Source organism: Algoriphagus sp. (assembly GCF_030694375.1).
In the GTDB taxonomy this organism is placed as follows: domain Bacteria; phylum Bacteroidota; class Bacteroidia; order Cytophagales; family Cyclobacteriaceae; genus Algoriphagus.
The window spans coordinates 350,217-368,797 of record NZ_JAUXYL010000041.1 but is presented as its reverse complement, the minus strand read 5'-3'; the positions used below and the strand labels follow the sequence as shown (position 1 = coordinate 368,797).

General features: G+C 42.3%; 18 protein-coding genes. 13 read left to right on the top strand and 5 right to left on the bottom strand.

What is annotated here, in order from left to right:
• The first annotated feature begins 333 nt into the window (after window positions 1–333).
• Both Q8M62_RS17520 and Q8M62_RS17515 read left to right on the top strand, forming a co-directional pair.
• Window positions 334–1,101 carry a hypothetical protein gene (locus tag Q8M62_RS17520; protein ID WP_305668230.1) on the top strand — a complete coding sequence of 256 codons (768 nt, stop codon included), beginning with the start codon at window positions 334–336 and terminating at the stop codon, window positions 1,099–1,101.
• A gap of 259 nt (window positions 1,102–1,360) precedes the next feature.
• Window positions 1,361–1,720, top strand: a complete 360-nt coding sequence (locus tag Q8M62_RS17515; protein WP_304899428.1) for a type II toxin-antitoxin system HigA family antitoxin — start codon at window positions 1,361–1,363, stop codon at window positions 1,718–1,720.
• Between the two features lie 70 nt (window positions 1,721–1,790).
• Here the strand turns inward: Q8M62_RS17515 and Q8M62_RS17510 are convergent, their stop codons facing one another.
• Window positions 1,791–2,891, bottom strand: coding sequence for a DNA replication/repair protein RecF (locus Q8M62_RS17510; RefSeq protein ID WP_304899427.1), 1,101 nt, complete (start codon window positions 2,889–2,891; stop codon window positions 1,791–1,793).
• A 90-nt stretch (window positions 2,892–2,981) separates the two neighbouring features.
• On the opposite strand from Q8M62_RS17510, the gene pdhA reads away from it, so the two are divergent.
• From pdhA to Q8M62_RS17475, 7 genes are all read left to right on the top strand, one after another.
• Window positions 2,982–4,001, top strand: coding sequence for a pyruvate dehydrogenase (acetyl-transferring) E1 component subunit alpha (gene pdhA / locus Q8M62_RS17505; protein WP_304899426.1), 1,020 nt, complete (start codon window positions 2,982–2,984; stop codon window positions 3,999–4,001).
• A 113-nt stretch (window positions 4,002–4,114) separates the two neighbouring features.
• Window positions 4,115–4,819 carry a tetratricopeptide repeat protein gene (locus tag Q8M62_RS17500; protein ID WP_304899425.1) on the top strand — a complete coding sequence of 235 codons (705 nt, stop codon included), beginning with the start codon at window positions 4,115–4,117 and terminating at the stop codon, window positions 4,817–4,819.
• A gap of 86 nt (window positions 4,820–4,905) precedes the next feature.
• Window positions 4,906–5,382: a 6,7-dimethyl-8-ribityllumazine synthase gene (gene ribH, locus Q8M62_RS17495; RefSeq protein ID WP_092729023.1), complete on the top strand. Its 477-nt coding sequence runs from the start codon at window positions 4,906–4,908 to the stop codon at window positions 5,380–5,382.
• Between the two features lie 109 nt (window positions 5,383–5,491).
• Window positions 5,492–6,811, top strand: coding sequence for an aspartate kinase (locus Q8M62_RS17490; RefSeq protein ID WP_304899424.1), 1,320 nt, complete (start codon window positions 5,492–5,494; stop codon window positions 6,809–6,811).
• 115 nt (window positions 6,812–6,926) lie between these two features.
• Window positions 6,927–7,169: a UPF0175 family protein gene (locus tag Q8M62_RS17485; protein WP_304899423.1), complete on the top strand. Its 243-nt coding sequence runs from the start codon at window positions 6,927–6,929 to the stop codon at window positions 7,167–7,169.
• Window positions 7,147–7,605 (top strand): DUF3368 domain-containing protein, encoded by a 459-nt coding sequence (locus tag Q8M62_RS17480; RefSeq protein WP_304899422.1) that lies wholly within the window; start codon window positions 7,147–7,149, stop codon window positions 7,603–7,605. The genes Q8M62_RS17485 and Q8M62_RS17480 overlap by 23 nt, the downstream gene beginning before the upstream one ends.
• Window positions 7,606–7,641: 36 nt before the next feature.
• On the top strand, window positions 7,642–7,971 hold the full coding sequence (locus tag Q8M62_RS17475; RefSeq protein ID WP_304899421.1) for a DUF6787 family protein: 330 nt from the start codon (window positions 7,642–7,644) through the stop codon (window positions 7,969–7,971).
• Between the two features lie 81 nt (window positions 7,972–8,052).
• On the opposite strand, the gene recG is transcribed toward Q8M62_RS17475, so the two are convergent.
• A complete protein-coding gene (recG, locus tag Q8M62_RS17470) occupies window positions 8,053–10,146 on the bottom strand; it encodes an ATP-dependent DNA helicase RecG (RefSeq protein WP_304899420.1) in 2,094 nt (697 codons plus the stop codon).
• A 78-nt stretch (window positions 10,147–10,224) separates the two neighbouring features.
• On the bottom strand, window positions 10,225–11,295 hold the full coding sequence (locus Q8M62_RS17465) for a phosphotransferase enzyme family protein (RefSeq protein ID WP_304899419.1): 1,071 nt from the start codon (window positions 11,293–11,295) through the stop codon (window positions 10,225–10,227).
• A 169-nt stretch (window positions 11,296–11,464) separates the two neighbouring features.
• Here Q8M62_RS17465 and Q8M62_RS17460 point away from each other — a divergent pair, with 169 nt between their 5' ends.
• The gene (locus Q8M62_RS17460) at window positions 11,465–13,240 is read left to right on the top strand and encodes a sodium:solute symporter family protein (RefSeq protein WP_304899418.1); all 1,776 of its coding nucleotides are present in this window, start codon (window positions 11,465–11,467) and stop codon (window positions 13,238–13,240) included.
• Window positions 13,241–13,632: 392 nt separating this feature from the next.
• On the opposite strand, the gene gldD is transcribed toward Q8M62_RS17460, so the two are convergent.
• A complete protein-coding gene (gldD, locus tag Q8M62_RS17455; protein WP_304899417.1) occupies window positions 13,633–14,235 on the bottom strand; it encodes a gliding motility lipoprotein GldD in 603 nt (200 codons plus the stop codon).
• A gap of 76 nt (window positions 14,236–14,311) precedes the next feature.
• Here gldD and Q8M62_RS17450 point away from each other — a divergent pair, with 76 nt between their 5' ends.
• From Q8M62_RS17450 to hflC, 3 genes are all read left to right on the top strand, one after another.
• Window positions 14,312–14,842 carry a DinB family protein gene (locus Q8M62_RS17450; RefSeq protein WP_304899416.1) on the top strand — a complete coding sequence of 177 codons (531 nt, stop codon included), beginning with the start codon at window positions 14,312–14,314 and terminating at the stop codon, window positions 14,840–14,842.
• Window positions 14,843–15,258: 416 nt separating this feature from the next.
• Window positions 15,259–16,236 carry an FtsH protease activity modulator HflK gene (gene hflK, locus Q8M62_RS17445; protein ID WP_304899415.1) on the top strand — a complete coding sequence of 326 codons (978 nt, stop codon included), beginning with the start codon at window positions 15,259–15,261 and terminating at the stop codon, window positions 16,234–16,236.
• Window positions 16,233–17,171: a protease modulator HflC gene (gene hflC, locus Q8M62_RS17440; RefSeq protein ID WP_304899414.1), complete on the top strand. Its 939-nt coding sequence runs from the start codon at window positions 16,233–16,235 to the stop codon at window positions 17,169–17,171. Before hflK ends, hflC begins: the two co-directional genes overlap by 4 nt.
• Before the next feature lie 143 nt (window positions 17,172–17,314).
• Here the strand turns inward: hflC and Q8M62_RS17435 are convergent, their stop codons facing one another.
• Window positions 17,315–18,562: an FAD-binding oxidoreductase gene (locus Q8M62_RS17435; protein ID WP_304899413.1), complete on the bottom strand. Its 1,248-nt coding sequence runs from the start codon at window positions 18,560–18,562 to the stop codon at window positions 17,315–17,317.
• Between the last annotated feature and the right edge of the window lie 19 nt (window positions 18,563–18,581).

Here is an 18,581-nt window from a genome sequence, read left to right as displayed (position 1 = left end):
ATCGGCTGTCCGAAGAAATGTGTATTTTTCATCCGCTGTAATTTGAAGTTGTGGTAAACCTAAAATACAGCAAAAAGGGTAGGCTTCTCCTAAGAAGCTTACCCTAAATTTTAAAACCGTTTCTCGGACAGTAGTGATTTTAGGGTTCTACTTCTAGGTAAAAGGAAATTAAGTCTTAGGATGATCAGAAAGGTTTATGAAAAATTGAAGATTCCTGCTGAGGTGCTGATCAAGGAGTATTGAAAAAGTCTTACTTCTACTCCAATTATTTTCAAAAACACTCAAAAAATACCCTATATAGGGTATTTTTTCAATGAAATATTCGAGTTTCCTTTGGGAACACTAAAAAAATATTTTTATGAAAACACAAAACACAAAACACAAAACACAAAACACAAAACACAAAACACATTAATTTTATTGATGGTTCTCTTGTTCTTTGCCTCATGTACTGATACAGAAACTGAAAATTTGGAGTTAACGGGAAAAGTTGAAAAAATTTCTGAAAAATATGGATTCAGGGCAATCCCACTACGTTCTTTTGAGAGTGGGAAAACAGTTGGAATACATTTGAAATCCTCAGAACTTGAAGTGTTTTTCAATTATTTGAGAAAAGGAAAATCAAATGAGGGGGAGATTAATTACACGGAATTAATCGAAATATTTAACCGGAACAATTTTTTTCAGGACTCATCAATATTTAAAATTCTCGTTCCTCCGGTAAACTCTCATGAACAATATTTAAATAGTAAAGTTCTTTGCTTTCAAAACTCACATTTAGCTAGGATTCGAGTTCCCAACATGCCTTTACCTGGTGAAGCAGATCTGAATGGGGTGGAAATTTATTTAGGCGTTGGAAATGGGAATTTAAATTCATCAAGTTTTGGAATGTATGGTTTTTACCCTTTTTTAACGGTGACCAATACAGTAGTAAATCCTGTAGGTTCTCAGAATAATACTTACGGATTTAATATTAGTTATACAGTTGCGATTACATTATTTGTTGATGGATCTCCATTTATTAATTATGACAATGTCAATCTTATTGTCAGAATCAATGCGTGTTCGGGAGATGTAAGCTGGTATTATTCTGAACCTTAAAAAAAATTATCATGGGGACTTATGTGTATTTATTCGTCATTTTTATTATTTTCCTCCTATTGGTGTCTCTTGCTTTAATAATATTCAAAAATGGATGGGATATAGTAAAGAAAATTTTCAAAAAATAGAATTTAAAATTAAGGAGGCTTCGGCCTCTTTTTTATTGGTTGCGCAACTCTCCAAGGGTTTTAAATCCCTTGGAGAGTTTTCTTTTTAGAGTTGTATTGTTAGGTTTTCGATTTACAGGCAAAAGGAACTTATGATAAGGCCAATAAAAAATAATCAACAATATGAAGATGCATTGAAGAGGGCTTACGAGTTGATGCAGCTCGAATTGCCTGAAGATTCTGCTTTTTCTGATGAATTGGAAGTGCTATCTATTTTAATTAAAGAATATGAATTGGAACACTTCCCAATCCCTTCGCCTCACCCATTGGAGGCGATACGGTTTAGGATGGAACAATTGAATCTATCCGAATCAGATCTTTCTACCATTTTAGGTGCAAGATCCAGAAAATCTGAGATCCTTTCAGGTAAAAGAAAATTAAGTCTTGGGATGATCAGAAAGCTTTATGAAAAATTGAAGATTCCTGCTGAGGTGCTGATCAAGGAGTATTGAAAAAGTCAATTTTTGCTCTATTTTATTTTCAAAAACCAGAGTCTGAAATTGAGGAGGCTTCGGCCTCTTTTTACTTTTTAATTTCCCCCTTTTCCACCTCAAAAAACTTCACCTCAGCATCCAGATTTCCCAAAATGGTTTTGGATCTTTCCGGCCTGGCATCAGTCAGAAAAATCTGTCCAAAAGTTCCCTTGGACACCAATTCCATCAGCTTGGCGATGCGCTCATCGTCGAGTTTGTCAAAGATGTCATCCAGTAGCAGCAGCGGCTTTTCGCCTTTGTACTCCTCAAAAATCTGAAACTGGGCAAGCTTCAAAGCAATGATAAAGGACTTCTGCTGTCCCTGACTGCCGATCTTTCGGATCGGGTGATCGCCGATCAGGAAGTCATAGTCGTCCTTGTGGATTCCAGCATTGCTGTTTTTGGTGGCTAGATCCTTTTGCCGAAGGCTAAGAAAATATTCCGCGAAATCCGGCCGCAATGCTTCGGTTTGGTAGCTGACCGCGACCTCCTCTGTACCATTGGAGATTTCCGAATAATGGTCTTGGAGAAGAAAAGCCATTTGCTCCAGCAGTTCCGCCCGGCGGTTTGCCAAGATGATGCTTAGCCGAATGAGTTCTTGATCGTAGCTTCCCAGCAAGGTCAAATCTCTTCGGCCCGTTTCGGCAAATTGTTTGAGTAGCGCATTTCGCTGCTTTAGAAAATGGTGATAGCGGATCAGTTGATCCAGATATGGATGATCGAGTTGAGAGATCATCCCATCAAAAAACTTGCGGCGGCCTTCACTTCCTCCTTTGATAAGTTCGGTATCGTCAGGAGCGATCAATACGATAGGAATAATCCCAACGTGTTCGCTGGTTTTTTCCAGTGCCTTTCCGTTTTGATAGATCAGTTTTTTCTTACCTGCCTCGAAGGTACAGCGGACTTCCAGTGGTTTTTCCTCGATCTGAAACTTCCCCTTGATTGCAAAAAAGTCCTGACTGTGTGAGATGTTCAGCGTGTCGCTGCTTTGCACTGCACTCTTGGTGAGAGACAGGTAATGGATGGAATCGAGGATATTGGTTTTGCCGCTGCCGTTCAGCCCCATGAAGCAGTTGAGCTGTGGGCAAAACTTCAGGGTAGTTTTAATGTGATTTTTAAACTGGATTAAATCGATGGACTCCAGATGCATGCGGGAGGGAATTATTTGAGTGGCTGCCTGATTTTTAGGTCGGGATTGCTATATTTGAGGCCTAAAATAGCATATTTTGATCAGTACGATATGGCAAAGAAAACTGCAGCGACAAAGTCCAAAGTAAAATATTCAAAGGAGACCTACACTTTCTGGTATGAGAGTATGCTCTTAATGAGGAGGTTTGAGGAGAAAGCGGGGCAACTTTATGGTCAGCAAAAAATCCGTGGATTCTGCCACTTGTATATTGGACAGGAAGCCTGCGCATCCGGATCCATCAGTGCTTTGACTAAAGATGACAAGTGGATCACTGCCTATAGATGTCATGCGCATCCACTGGGATTGGGTACCGATCCGGGAGCTGTGATGGCGGAATTGTTTGGAAAAGCTACCGGAACCACCAAAGGTAAAGGCGGCTCCATGCACATATTTGACAAAGAACGAAACTTTGCAGGTGGTCATGGGATCGTAGGCGCACAGGTTCCTATGGGCTTGGGCTTGGGCTGGGCAGAAAAATACAAAGGCACAAAAAATCTGGCGATTTGCTATATGGGAGATGGTGCGGTCCGTCAGGGAGCGGTGCATGAATCCTTCAATTTGGCAATGCTTTATAAAACTCCCGTCATTTTTGTAATTGAGAATAACGGCTATGCGATGGGAACCTCCGTAGCACGTACTTCTAATGTCACTGAACTCTATCAAATCGGAGAAGCTTATGACATGCCTTCTTTCCCCGTAGATGGGATGAACGTAGAGGCCATTCACGAGGCGGTGGCTGAGGCGGCTGACAGAGCAAGAAGAGGAGATGGCCCAACTTTGTTGGAGTTCAGAACTTATCGCTACAAAGGGCACTCCATGTCTGATCCCCAAAAATACCGAACCAAGGAAGAGGTTGAAGAATACAAGCAGCGCGATCCGATTGAGCAGGTTCTTTCCACAATTAGAGAAAACAAGATTTTAACTGAGGAAGAAATCGAGGCAATCATCAAAAAAGTGAAAAAGCAGGTGGACGATGCAGTGAAATTTGCTGAAGAATCTCCGCTTCCAGATGGACAAGATGCATTCAAAGACGTCTACGTTCAGGAAGATTATCCTTTTGTAATGGAATAAACCAAGTCCAAATAAACTGAAAGCCATGAAGTCTTTCCGAGATTTCATGGCTTTTTTGTTTGGGCTTGTGTATTTGATAAAAACCGTATATTTGCGACCGAAATTTGAGTAACATGGCGACAAAACAATCTAAAAAAGCAACCCAAAACGAGGTCTTGGAAAATCCGGAAGTGCTCGCAGAGCGAATCGGCAGAGGTGAGGCTTTTTTAAAGAAAAACAGTAAAGTATTGGGGGGTGTGATAGCAGCTGCTATTGTCCTGATCGGCGGAATTCTTTTCTTCCAGATCAACAACCAAAATAAAAATGAAAAAGCACAGGCTGAAATGTTTCAGGCGGTCTATTTCTTTGAGCAGGATAGCGTTGACTTTGCAATAAACGGAGACGGGATCAATAAAGGGTTTTTGAAAATTGTCGAAGATTATCCCAGAACAGATGCTGCAAATCTTGCAAACTTCTATCTTGGATCGATTTATCTGTCTCAGAAAAACTTTCAGGGAGCCTTGACTCATTTGGAAAAGTTTTCATCTGATGATTACCTGGTACAGTCTAAGGCTTATGCTTTGATCGGCGATGCTAATCTTGAGTTGGGAAATTTTGATAAGGCTATCTCAAACTATACCAAGGCTGCACGTACCAACGAGAATAAATTTACTACTCCAAAGTATTTGGCTAAACTGGCCGTAGCTCAGGAAGAGGCAGGCAAAACTGCGGATGCAATTGCTACCTATACTGAGATTGAAGAAAAATACTACGAGTCATTTGAGTATTCCGCTGCCCGAAAACACAAAGCACGCTTAGAAGGCCTTGCCGCTAAGTAATGCTGTTGCATACCGCATTATTAGAAGAGTAGGGCCTTAGGTCTTACTCTTTTTTGTTTTTAACAATCCTTCAAATTCAAAACTTCATGGCCACATCACTCAAAAGCCTAAGCGAGCACAGCTCAAAAAATATTCAGGATATCAGTTCCAAGAAATTTGCCATTATCGTTTCCGAATGGAATGAGGAGGTAACTGAGGCGCTTTACTCTGGCGCTTATCAGACGCTGCTTCAGCATGGAGCCAGTAAAGAAAATATCATCCGTAAGAATGTTCCCGGATCTTTCGAACTAACCTTGGGAGCACAATGGTGTGCTCAGGACGATAGCATCGATGCGGTACTTTGTCTTGGCTGCGTGATTCAGGGCGAAACGCGACACTTTGATTTTATCTGTGACGCCGTGGCACATGGAATCACCAATGTCGGACTGAAGTATAACAAGCCGGTAATTTTTGGAGTTTTGACACCAGACACTCAAAAACAGGCCATGGATCGCGCAGGCGGTAAGCACGGTAACAAAGGCGACGAAGCAGCAATCACCGCCATCAAGATGCTTGGATTCTAAAAGTAATCACAAGACACTAGTAGCAAGACACAAGAAATCCGAGCCATGCTTACTTCAATTAGTGAGTATTGGCGCGATACCATTCTTATTCAAACCTATATATATAGCCATGAAAATCATGAAATTTGGGGGCACCTCTGTGGGTCGTCCCGAGCGAATGCATCAGGTGAAAGACCTGATTACCCGAGGCGATGAGCCTACGATTGTGGTGCTCTCTGCACTTTCTGGTACCACCAATGCCCTGGTGGGAATCGGCGATGCTTTGGCTTCAGGAGACAAAACACTGGCCAAAGAGCGTATTGACACGCTTCATGCGCATTATTTGGGGTTTTATCCAGCTTTGCTGAAAAAAGCTCCGACTCAGGCGAAGGCTGAGGCGATCATCAAAGAGCATTTTGAGTTTTTGAATATTCTGTTGAAAATCTCGTTTAACGAGGCGATTAACCGGGATATTTTGGCTCAGGGAGAATTGCTTTCCACCAAGTTGTTTTACACACTTTTGGAAGAACTGGAAATCCCGGCAGTATTCCTGCCGGCCTTGGATTTCATGAGCATTGATGAAAATTCTGAACCGGAATTGGGGAAAATATCCGAAAAACTTACCGCGATACTTTCACAAAATCCGGATGGTAGACTTTTCATCACCCAAGGATACATCTGTAAAAATCATAAAAATGAAGTTGATAACCTCAAGCGGGGAGGAAGTGATTACACGGCTTCCCTGATTGCTGCTGCGATTAAGGCCTCCGTTTGCGAGATATGGACAGATATCGATGGCATGCATAATAATGACCCGAGAATTGTAGAGCGCACTAGGCCGATTGCTGAACTCTCCTTTGACGAAGCTGCCGAGTTGGCCTACTTCGGTGCTAAAATCCTTCATCCGGCTTCCATTTGGCCAGCCCAATTGTACAATGTTCCGGTAAGATTGCTCAACACGATGGAGCCGTCTGCGCATGGTACCTTGATCAAGGAATCTGTAGAAACCAAAGGCGTGAAAGCCATCGCTGCGAAAGACGGAATTACAGCCATAAAAATCAAATCCAGTCGAATGCTCTTGGCCTATGGCTTTTTGAGGAGGATATTTGAAGTCTTTGAAAAGTATAAGACCCCGATTGACATGATTACCACTTCCGAGGTGGCCGTGTCAGTGACGATCGATGATTTGAGTCATCTGGAGCAAATCATCTCAGAACTTCAAGCTTTTGGAACAGTTGAGGTAGATCGGAATCAGGCGATCATTTGTATTGTTGGCAATATGGTTTCCGAAACCAAGGGAGCGATCAAATCAGTGATGGATTCTCTGGTAGATATTCCTGTGCGGATGGTTTCTTATGGGGGCAGCCGTCACAATGTCTCGATTTTGGTCGATGCTAAGTATAAAAATCCGGCTTTGAAAAGTTTGAATGAAGGGGTTTTTAGCTGGTGATTTCTAAGCCACAGATGCACATGAAAAACGGTGCATCCGTGGTTTCTAGTATTTCTAAACGAATCAAAACACCCGGCATGAATGAATAAAGCTTAATTATAAGTATATTCAAGATATGAAAACGCTCAAGATCAATCTTCCAAACACAGTTGAATTTGATGATAAAGAAGCCCTTATGGCAATCGCTGCACGCTTGGTTCAGAAAGGAAAGCTTTCTCTTGGGCAAGGTGCGGAACTTGTCGGGTTGACTAAAGCCGCATTTATGGAAAGCTTGGGGGATTTTGGAGTTTCACTATTTAATTATTCAGAATCTGAATTAGAAAGTGATGTAGAAAATGCAAAAAACTATCATTTCTGATACAAGTTGTTTGATTCTTTTGCAGAAAATTGGTGAATTAGACTTGCTTCAAAGATTATTTCACACTGTTTTTATTACACCAGAAATCGCAACTGAATATGAACTTCCATTGCCAAAGTGGATAATTATAGACTCCCCAATAAACAAAACCTATCAACGAATTTTAGAAGCATCTTTAGATAAAGGAGAATCAAGTGCTATCGCTTTATGCTTGGAAAAAACGGATCCACTTTTAATAATTGATGATCTAAAAGGAAGGAAATTTGCAGAAAATCTCGGTCTTAAGATCACGGGTACGCTAGGCATTCTTATACTAGCAAAAAGGCAAAATTTGATTTCATCAGTAAAACCTGTGTTGGAAAAAGTCAAAAAAACCGATTTCAGGTTTTCAAAGAATCTTGAGAAGAAATTGCTAAAGTTATCCGGCGAAGAATAGAATTTTCTACTATACCAAAACGACCAATTTTAATTTATGGAAGATCAAAAACCCGGATTTCTTCAACGCCTTCAGACCAAGTGGAAACTGGATAGTTTGCTTCAGGTAGTTTTGGTATTGGTGGTTTTTGCCTGTACGGGTTTCACAATACTTTTCATTAAAAACCCAATCCTGAATTTCTTTGGGGTGGAGCGTGGTGGAGGACAGGGATTTGTCAATACGGTACTTTACTTGATTCTTATCCTACCGCTTTATCAGATTTTCCTCCTGATTTATGGCTTTATTTTCGGGCAGTTCAACTTCTTCTGGGAAAAGGAAAAGCAGATTTTTAGAAGAATTGGAACTATGTTTAAATCAAAAAAATAAATCACTTTTTTAAAAAATCACTGGGGCTAAAAGATCGGTACAACTTTGCAACTTTAAAACTTTACCACTTTTCAACCTCTTTCAGCTAATTCGACTCCAATTCACCGCAGTTGCCTTCTGTTGCTTTACCTGCCTCAGAATCGCTGAATTTTCCGGTTGACTCAGCTCCGGGTCATTTGCCAAAAGTTGCTGTGCTGCATCTCTCGCCAAAGTCAAAATTGGTGCATCTTTACTCAAATCGGCGATCAACAAATCTGTGATCCCACTCTGCTGCGTTCCCATCATATCCCCGGGACCTCGCAACCTCAGATCTACATCGGCAATCTCAAATCCATCATTGGTTCGCACCATCGTTTCCAAGCGTACCTTCGAATCTTTCGAAAGCTCATATTTACTCATCAGCACACAATAACTTTGCTCCGCGCCTCTCCCCACTCTTCCTCTGAGCTGATGAAGCTGGGAAAGTCCAAACCGTTCCGCATTTTCGATGATCATCACCGAGGCATTTGGTACGTTGACACCTACTTCAATGACCGTAGTAGCCACCATGATCTTGGTTTCGCCTTTGATAAAGCGCTGCATTTCGTAGTCTTTCGCATCGGATTTCATGCCACCATGAACGATGCTCAGGGGGTATTGTGGAAAAGCCCTTGAAATGCTTTCGTATCCATCCATCAGGTTTTTGAGGTCCATGGTTTCAGATTCCTCGATCAAAGGATAAACGATGTAGACTTGTCTGCCTTTTTTTACTTCCTCATTGATAAAGCCAAAGACTTTTAAGCGGTCTTTATCGTAGCGATGGACAGTTTGGATAGGTTTCCTTCCTGCGGGCAGTTCATCGATCACAGACACATCCAAGTCTCCATACAAGGTCATCGCTAAGGTTCTTGGAATCGGAGTTGCAGTCATTACCAAGACATGTGGAATGAATGCCTCATTTTTCGCCCAAAGTTTCGCCCGCTGCGCTACTCCGAAGCGATGTTGTTCATCCACGATTGCAAGTGCAAGATTTTGGAATTGAACAATATCTTCCAAAAGGGCATGGGTGCCGATGAGAATTTTCAACTCTCCATTGAGCAACTCTTCATGAATTACTTTTCGGGCAGATTTCTTAGTGGAACCGGTTAGCAGGGCGATTTTTATCCCCATCATTTCGGAATATTCTTTCAGCCCTTCGTAATGTTGATTTGCCAAAATCTCCGTCGGAGCCATCAGGCAGGCCTGCGCTCCCGAACTAATCGCGATCAAGGTGCAGATAAAAGCCACCATGGTTTTCCCACTTCCCACATCACCCTGTGTCAGACGATTCATCTGTTTCCCCGACTTCATATCGGTGTAGGCTTCCCGGATTACCCGTTTTTGGGCATTGGTAAGTTCAAAGGGAATGTGGTTTTTGTAGAAATCAGTCAGCAATTCTGTGCTGGAAAGAATTTGACCGCGGGATTTTTCTGTCCGGGTCACTTTCATTTTCAGAAGCCTGAGTTGTAAGTAAAAAAATTCTTCAAACTTCAGCCGCTTCCTCGCCCGATGAAGGAGATCCGGGGCTGTGGGAAAATGAATTTGACGTATAGATTCCTGCTTGCCGAGGAGTTGATACTGGTTAAGAATTTCCAGGGAGAGTGTTTCCGGGATATGAGGATAAACTGCCGGAACCAGGACTTCCTGAATTTTTGAAATTCCCCGGGAATCCAAAAATCTCGCCCGAAGTTTTTCTGTGGTGGAATAGACCGGTTGAAAATTATTCCGCTGTTCATTGGCAGATGTCACAGGTTCCATCTCGGGATGGGCCATACTCCACTTTCTTCCAAATTGGGCCGGTTTGCCAAGGAATATGAAAGCCGCTCCGGGCGGAAGTTTCCGTTGAACCCACTGGATTCCTTTAAACCACGTCATTTCCATTTCGCCCGTATCATCAAAAACATGGGCCACCAATCTTTTTTTTCCTCCTGTACCGATGAGCTCGACTTTTTTGATTCGTGCGATTACCTGCACATTTTCCAAGTCATCACTGAGTTCGCGGATTTTGAAAAACTTCGTGCGATCTTCATATCGAAAGGGGTAATGCTGAAGCATTTCCCCATAGGTAAAAATATTTAGCTCCTTATTGAGTAGCTCGGCTTTTTGCGGGCCGACGCCTTTCAGGTATTCGATTCTTGTGTCAAAAATTCCGGTCAAGGGAGCTGTTTTTTGGGGAAAAGCAAATTAAGTCTGCTCAAGTTCAAAAGCCAAGTTTTTGAAATCAATTGTCAGGAATCAATAACTTAGGCCTGTGACTTTCTCCCAAATGCGGATCAGCAGTTCTCTAGTATCTTGCTGACTCTTTAGGAAAATCAGCTGGTTTTTGGCCCGATGGAAGTTTTGTTCAGGGTAGCTCACCCGATAGTAAACATTTCCCTGCAGGTGGTCTGTGAAAAAGCGCAAACCCATAATCAAGGTCATGATTTCGCCTCCTAAAATCAAAGATTTCGCTTCATTGGATGTAGCGATGCCTTTTACTCCTTCCCAATATCCTTTCAGTAATTCTTCGAAAATTTCAGGAATAAGCTGAATTTCCTCCCAATTGGTCGAGGTCTCTGGAGAAGTACAGGTGACAGTTCGCACCAAATCCCCAAAATCATACATCAGAAATCCACCCATCAGCGTATCTAGGTCGATCAAAGCCTCAACTTTCGATAAATCCTCAGCGAATATCAGGTTGTTGATTTTGGTATCGTTGTGGGTAACCCGAATTGGCAGTTCGTTTATTTGTGCCAAATACCAATCGATTAAAGGCTTTTGCTTTAGATAAAAATCCAGTATTTCCTTTTCTTCTGAAGTGAGTTTCTTTCTCGAATTGCTGACTTCTTCCAGCTTTTGGAAGCGAAGATCCAAGCGGTGAAAATTGGGGATGGTTTCTTGCATTGCCTCTCCGCTGATGTCTTTTGCCCAGTTTGCAAATTCCCCATAGGCCTGCGCCGCGAGAAATGCCTGGTTTGGATTTTCAATCAGCTGAAGAGTTTTTCCTTCTACAAAATCAAAAAGTCGATAATTTTTTCCGCCAATTTTTGTCAGTCCTTTTCCAGCCTTGTTTAGAATAGGTAAGGGTAGCAAAAAAGGCAGAGAACGTGTTTTTGAATGGGTGCTTAATAAAGAGAGATTGTAATCTATTCGTTCGGGAAAATTAAAAACGGCTTCATTGAATCCCTGGAGAACCCATTTTTTGGTTTTACCCTCTAGCAATAGCGTTTCGTGAATTAGTCCTTCGCCTAATTCTGAAATTAAGAGCGATTGATCAGCTAGGAAGGTGTAGGATTGGGTAAGAATAGGGGTCAAGTCTACGTTCATGATGCGAAAATAGGTGGAAGAAAAGGAATTTTGCTGAATTTGACTTTTGAAAAATTGGGAGGTAACACAAGGACTCTATTCTACCTTTATTTTTCAAAAATATTAAAGAAGCTTTTCATCATTCAAAGAAAATTTTTGTTAATTGGACGCCAAATTAAACCCAGACCTTATGAATGTAACCGCCTTGGATTGGGGCATCATAGCAGCCTTCTTTATAATTTCCCTCGGTATAGGGCTATTCACTGCAAAATCTGCCGGGAGTTCGGCCAAAGAGTTTTTCCTTTCTGGCCGTAACATGCCATGGTGGCTTCTTGGCGTATCGATGGTGGCGACTACTTTCTCTGCAGATACACCAAACTTGGTGACTGATATTGTCAGAAAAAATGGCGTAGCGGGCAACTGGGCTTGGTGGGCGTTCTTGCTGACTGGTATGTTGACCGTATTTGTCTATGCCAAGCTCTGGAGAAGATCCGAGGCAACCACCGATTTGGAATTTTATGAAATGCGTTACTCCGGAAGGGGAGCGGCATTTTTGAGAGGATTTCGCGCATTATATCTAGGTGTGTTTTTTAATGTGGTCATCATGGCTACCGTCTCGCTTGCAGCGATCAAGATTGGGGGGGTGATGCTTGGTCTTTCTCCGATTCAAACTTTGTTAATTGCTTCGATCGTGACTGTTGTCTACAGTTCGCTGGGTGGGCTCAAGGGGGTTCTGCTGACTGACTTCTTTCAGTTCTTTATCGCAATAGCAGGCTCCTTTGGTGCGGCCTATTACATTCTTGACCTTCCGCAAATCGGCTCCCTGAGTAACCTTTTGGCGCATGATGTTGTGTCTACGAAGCTGAATTTTCTACCGGATTTCAGTGATCCGAATATGTACATTCCTCTATTTCTGATGCCAATCGCTATTCAATGGTGGGCGACCTGGTATCCGGGTGCTGAGCCGGGAGGTGGAGGGTATATTGCCCAACGGATGCTCTCCGCAAAGGATGAAAAAAATGCTATCGGTGCTACCTTGTTTTTCAATATTGCACATTATGCGCTGAGACCTTGGCCATGGATTTTGATTGCGCTTTCATCATTGGTGATTTTCCCGAATATTTCTGATTTGCAAGCTGCATTTCCAAATATTCCTGTGGACAAACTTGGCGATGACTTGGCCTATTCCGCGATGCTTACCTACCTTCCTACGGGTTTGATCGGGATCGTTTTGGCATCATTGATTGCTGCTGTAATGTCCACGCTTTCAACACACCTGAATTGGGGATCGAGCTATGTCGTGAATGACTTTTACCTTCGATTTGTCAAACCTGAGGCAACAGACAAGCAACTTGTGGCAGTGGGAAGGATCTCTACAGTAGGTTTGATGGTGCTTTCTGCGATCTTGGCTTTGGCACTTTCATCGGCATTGGATGCGTTTAACATCTTACTTCAAATTGGTGCCGGCACGGGTTTGATTTTCATTCTTCGCTGGTTTTGGTGGCGAATCAACGCCTACACGGAGATTTCTGCGATGGCGATTTCATTTGTGGTAGCCATCTTTTTTGAAGTGATCAATCCAAAAGTAGGATGGATAATGATTCCTGAAAATCAAGCCTATTTGAAGTTGCTTTATTCGGTGTCCATCACCACTGTCGGTTGGCTTTTGGTGACCTTTTTAACCCAACCCGAAAAGGATGAAATCTTACTTTCATTCTACAGAAAAGTAACTCCGGCAGCATATGGTTGGAAAAAAGTTCTGGACAGATATCCTGCTGAGAAGCAGGAGCAAGGTCAACTGCCAAAAGAAATCGGCCTTATGGTTACCGGGACAGTGATGGTGTATGCCGCCCTTTTCTCCACAGGCTTCTTTATTTATGGAAATTTATTACCTGGGTTTATTGCAGCAGGTATCGCAATTCTGGGAGGAGTGATTATTATTTCTGCATGGAAAAAGCTGAATTAAGTCTAGACAGAAAAGCATAGAAAGACTGTCGTCTTATCTCAAAGAGGCTGTTGAAAAAGTTATAGCGTTATTTGTTAAAAAGAGGCTGTCTCATAACTGCTGTTTGTCACATTCGCTGTAAATGGCCTTCGACTCCTGTCACACTGACCCTTCGACTCCGCTACCGATGACAGATTGATTTTGAGAAACAAAATTGTGTCAGTCCGAGCGGAGTCGAGGACCTTTCGACTCCGCTCAAGGTGACAATATCCTTGCTTTAACATTGAACCACAGTCATTTCCATTTTGTATGTTCGCAGAATATTTAAGACTCAGGGTGACTGGAGTCGAGGGGTCAGGCTGACACCTTCAGTCCATTTGAGACAGCCTCTTTTTATTTAACATAAGAGTCCCTTAGCGTCTTTGGGTCTTTGTGGCAACTTGATCCACAAATTTTACTGAATTCATCAAATGTGTCATGTCGATTTTGATGTATTCAATAACAGGTGCCAACGAATCATTTTTCATCGCTGTATTAAAATACACTGCTCCCCTGAGGAAATGGTTGGTAGAATCTGTCACAAAAAACTGAAATTGAGTAGGAACCTCTCCTGACAGTTCAGCAACGACAGCTGTGTATCCGTTTGGAGTGATCAGCACACCTTCTTCGATCCCATAGGCTTTGATTTGATGCTTTGCAGTGAGCTTAAAAGCATCATTTGAAAGCTTTTCAAAATTAGTGTTCGTTCCATCAATTTTTTTGTAAGTCAGATGTACTTTGGCTCTAAAGTCTTGGTAATTAAGATTAATCCATGCCTTTTCTTTAAGATTAAAAGAATCAGGCTCAACTTGGCTTGATGTGGAAAAATCCAATTGATAAGGATACTCTCCAATTAATCTCGTGTAGGCATGTTTTGGCAAGTCTATTTTGTTGTAGCCCGGAGGCTTGGGGAGCCAGGCTTTTTCGCAGGAAGTCATTCCAGCAAGGAGCAATAACAAAATCAACAAATTCTTCATGGATCAAAATTAGACTTTCCATTTGAATTGACTGGAGAATAGCGGAACTTTAACATTCCACCAAATTTATTTACCTATGAATAAGACTGTTAGATCAACTTTCGTCGCTTTTTTTTCAGCGACTTTGATGCTTTTCGGAGTTACAGCACAAGCTCAGACTACCAAAGAGGAGTTTCTGGGAAAATGGGAAAACAGCAAGAAATTTACCCTTGATGTGTTGGCAAAAATGCCGGATTCAGGCATGGATTACAAAACTGATCCGGGAGCAATGTCCTTCAAAGAGCAGATTCACCATATTGGCGCTGCCATAGTTGGCATTTCTCAAGGGTTCTTAAAAGGGGGAGCAGCTACTCCTAGCTTGGATGTGGCTACGGCAGACCGTGCGACTTTGGCAGCTTTTGTTGCTCAGGCTTATGATTATGGTGCAGCAAGTGTGAAGGCCTTGAATGAGGCCGATGCGGCTGAAAAAATCGAGGTATTTGGGAATACCGTAAGTAGAAGACAAGTCGAGGCGCTTTTGATCGATCACAGCACGCATCATCGCGGCTCAGCGATTGCGTATCTTAGAGCCAATGGCGTAGAACCCCCGGCATTTGTGGGGTTTTAATTTTATTTAAAAATTGAGTATAACCCTCTCAGGATTTGAAATTTTGAGAGGGTTAATTTTTTTAGGTTAAATGTTAGTGAAATGGTTTGCGTATAGGACTTGATAATGCACTCCTACAAAAACAAGTTGGAGAATATCACCAAAATCGGCTTTTCCCACGGAATTTGATGCTGATTTTGGATCCCTAGCTAAATTTCAAATTAATCATCAGACGCTAATTTCAACTAAATCAGGGTTTACTGATTTTGCCCTTTACAAGCTTTTGTCATGATTCTATTCGCTAGGAGGGGTGGGATTTTTTTATTTTTTCTTGTGACTAACACCAGAAACCTTCTTCTTTAAGCCTTTTAAACTTGCTCTTGGGCTATTGTCATATTTTACCAGTTAAAACCCACTGAAAACTAAAAGAATACCATATGGAAGAGAAAAATTATCAAATCAATATTAATCCGGATTGGATCAAGAAATATTTGGGAAAAATCATCATTGGACTACTGGTTCTCGTGGCGGTTTTCTCAAGTGTCCGGACGGTAGGTCCCGAAGAAGAGGGAGTTGTAACCCAGTTGGGTGAATATAATCGAACTGTCCAGCCCGGTCTGAATTTTATTGTTCCTTTTGGCATCGAAATGATGCATAAAATCCCGGTTCAGCGACAACTGAAGCTGGAGTTTGGATTTAGAACTACCCAAGCAGGTCAAAAGTCAGAGTATACCAATTCGGGCTTTGGAGACGAAAGTATGATGCTCACGGGTGATCTAAACCTCACTGATGTAGAGTGGGTGGTTCAGTACCGAATTACCAACTCATACAATTTCTTATTTAAAGTCAGAAATGCGGAAAAGACACTAAAAGACATGTCTGAATCTGTCATGCGAAAGGTAGTGGGAGATCGCACAGTCAATGAGGTGCTGACCATTGGAAGACAAGAGGTGGCATCCAGTGTAGAAGTTCGACTTCAGGAGATGTGTGATGAATATGAAAATGGAATCCGCATCGACCAAGTAGTCCTCCAGGATGTTAATCCACCGGAGTCGGTGAAGCCATCTTTCAACGCTGTAAACCAAGCCCAACAGGAACGAGAAACTCTGATCAATCAAGCCGAGGCGGAATACAACCGGGTCATCCCAAGGGCACGGGGAGAGGCAGAGGAGACGGTTCAACTGGCAGAGGCTTATGCCCTGAACAGAGTCAATCGGGCAAAAGGAGAAGCAGAACGCTTCAATGCCTTATATGAGGCCTATGTCAAGGCTCCTGAGGTGACCAAACAAAGGATTTATTTGGAAACAATGGAAAAGATCCTGCCCAAAATAGGAAACAAAATCATCGTAGATGAAAAAGGAAACAATGTCTTACCACTTTTGAATATCGATAAAGTAAAAACTCCAATCCAATGAGAAAGCGAAAAACAGGTTTAGTAGTAATTGGAGTCATTTTGACCCTTTTGATATTCAACAGTTATTTTATTCTGGATGAAACCGAACAAGCCATTGTCACCCAGTTTGGAAAGCCTGTAGGCGAGCCGAGAACTTCGCCGGGGATCAATTTCAAGACACCCTTTTTGCATAAGGTTCAGTTTTTTGATAAGCGATACCTAGAATGGGATGGGGATAAAAATCAGGTGCCTACCAAGGACAAGAAATTTATCTTTGTGGACACCTATGCAAGATGGGAAATCACCAATCCGCTCCAGTTTTTTATCCGATTGCGAGACGAGCGTTCTGCCCAATCGAGGCTTGATGATATTCTAGACGGTGAAACACGAAATGCCATTGCGAGTCATGACCTTTTGGAGATCGTCCGCTCCACCAATCGAGATCCTGAAATTACAGAGGACTTTATGGAGGAGCTCGAAATCCTGCAGGATATTACCGTTGGTCGAGATATGATTGAAAAAATAGTATTGGAAAAAGCCAATCAGCGCACAACAGATCTTGGAGTTAGGATTTTGGACTTTAGATTCAAACGGATGAATTACGTAGACGAAGTAAGAGATCGGGTGTATGATCGAATGATTTCTGAACGGAATAGGATTGCGGATCAGTTCAAATCCGAAGGTCAAGGTCAAGCCAGAGTGATTGAAGGCAACAAAGAGCGAGATTTGGCAAAAATTCAATCGGAGGCATTTAGAAAAGCCGAAGAGATAAAAGGACTGGCGGATGCTGAAGCCACTGATATCTATGCCTCAGCCTACAACAAAAACAGAACTTCGATCGACCTGTACAAATTTCTTAGAACGATGGAAAGCTTCGAAAAATCTATGGATGAAAACACCAGCATCGTGCTTTCTACAGACTCGGAGTTTTTCAAATATTTGAGAAAATTAAATTGAGGTAGAAGCCTTTTCGATATTCTATCGTGGAAGAATAATTGGTTTTGAAACTAGACTAAACTCAGTTTTCAAATTTCGATACAATTAATGATTAATGTCTTGGGTTTAGATTGAAGAAGCTTAACTCAAGACTTTTTCATTTTTCAAGAATACCTCCCTACTTCAAATCCCTGAATTTCCATCGAAGTCCCCTTCTGCTGGTGTAACTCAGCCAAGATTTTTCCTGTGGCAGGCGCGAGAGAGATCCCCATCATCGAATGCCCACTCCCAACCAATACATTGGAATATCCGGGAGCGAAACCGATGTATGGCAAACCGTCGGGAGAGCATGGTCGTAAGCCTTTCCAAATCTGATTTTCCTCGGGGAATTTGGCCTGAAACTCCGGGTAGTAGCGGTTGATGGATTCAAAAATCCCCCTTACCCGATTCATATTGATCGACTGGTTGGTACCGGCAATTTCCATCGTACCGCCAAATCTGATGGTTTCGCCATAGGGACTCACCGCTACTTTTTGTTCGGTGAGAATAGTGGCTTGTTTGATCTCAGGTGTGTTTTCCTGAATAAACGAATACCCTTTTCCACCCATCATCGGAAGAGAAAAATCGAGCATTTTGGCTAATTCCCCTGACCAGGATCCACCGCAGAACAGAATTTTAGCGACTTCAATTTTCCCCTGATCAGTTAATACCGCGTCGACTTTTGATCCGGACTTTTCAAATCCCAGGACTTGTGTTTTGGTCAGGAATTTCACACCCTTTTCCTCCAAATAGCTTTTCAAAAAGCTATACAAAGCCCCTGGATCCAGATGCGCATCACCCGGAAAAAGTACGGCCCCCCGAGCCTTAAGCTCCAGGTTTGGTTCCACGTTCCGGATATCCTCAGGGCTTAAGATTTCTGCTTCCAGTCCATATTTCCGTGCCAAAAGTGCAAACTCCACCTCTTCTTTTTCCATTGATTCGGTCTGATAGGCCATCATCAAACCTTTTTCCACCAAGGCAATGGCTGACTTTGGATGTTCTTGTCGGAACTCCTGATATAGCGCTTTGCTCAATAGGCTTAGATTTTTCAAAAATGGAATTGCCTTTTTGACTTGCGTTTCGTTGGCAGCTTTGAAAAAGAGGTAGCACCACTTCGCGAGTTTGAGATCAAGACGGGGATGGATGTAAAAAGGACTTTTGGAAGAAAACATCCAGGAAATTCCTTTGGTGATCATTCCCGGAGCTGCAAGCGGAATGATATGACTCGGCACAATCATCCCGGCATTGCCGGTAGAGCAATTATCCAAAAGGTCGGTCTTATCGATAATAGTGACTTCGATTCCTTCTTTTTGAAGGAAATAGGCCGAAAATAATCCGACGATCCCGCCGCCGATGATGAGGGTTGGCTTCATAAATATTGTATCAAGTACC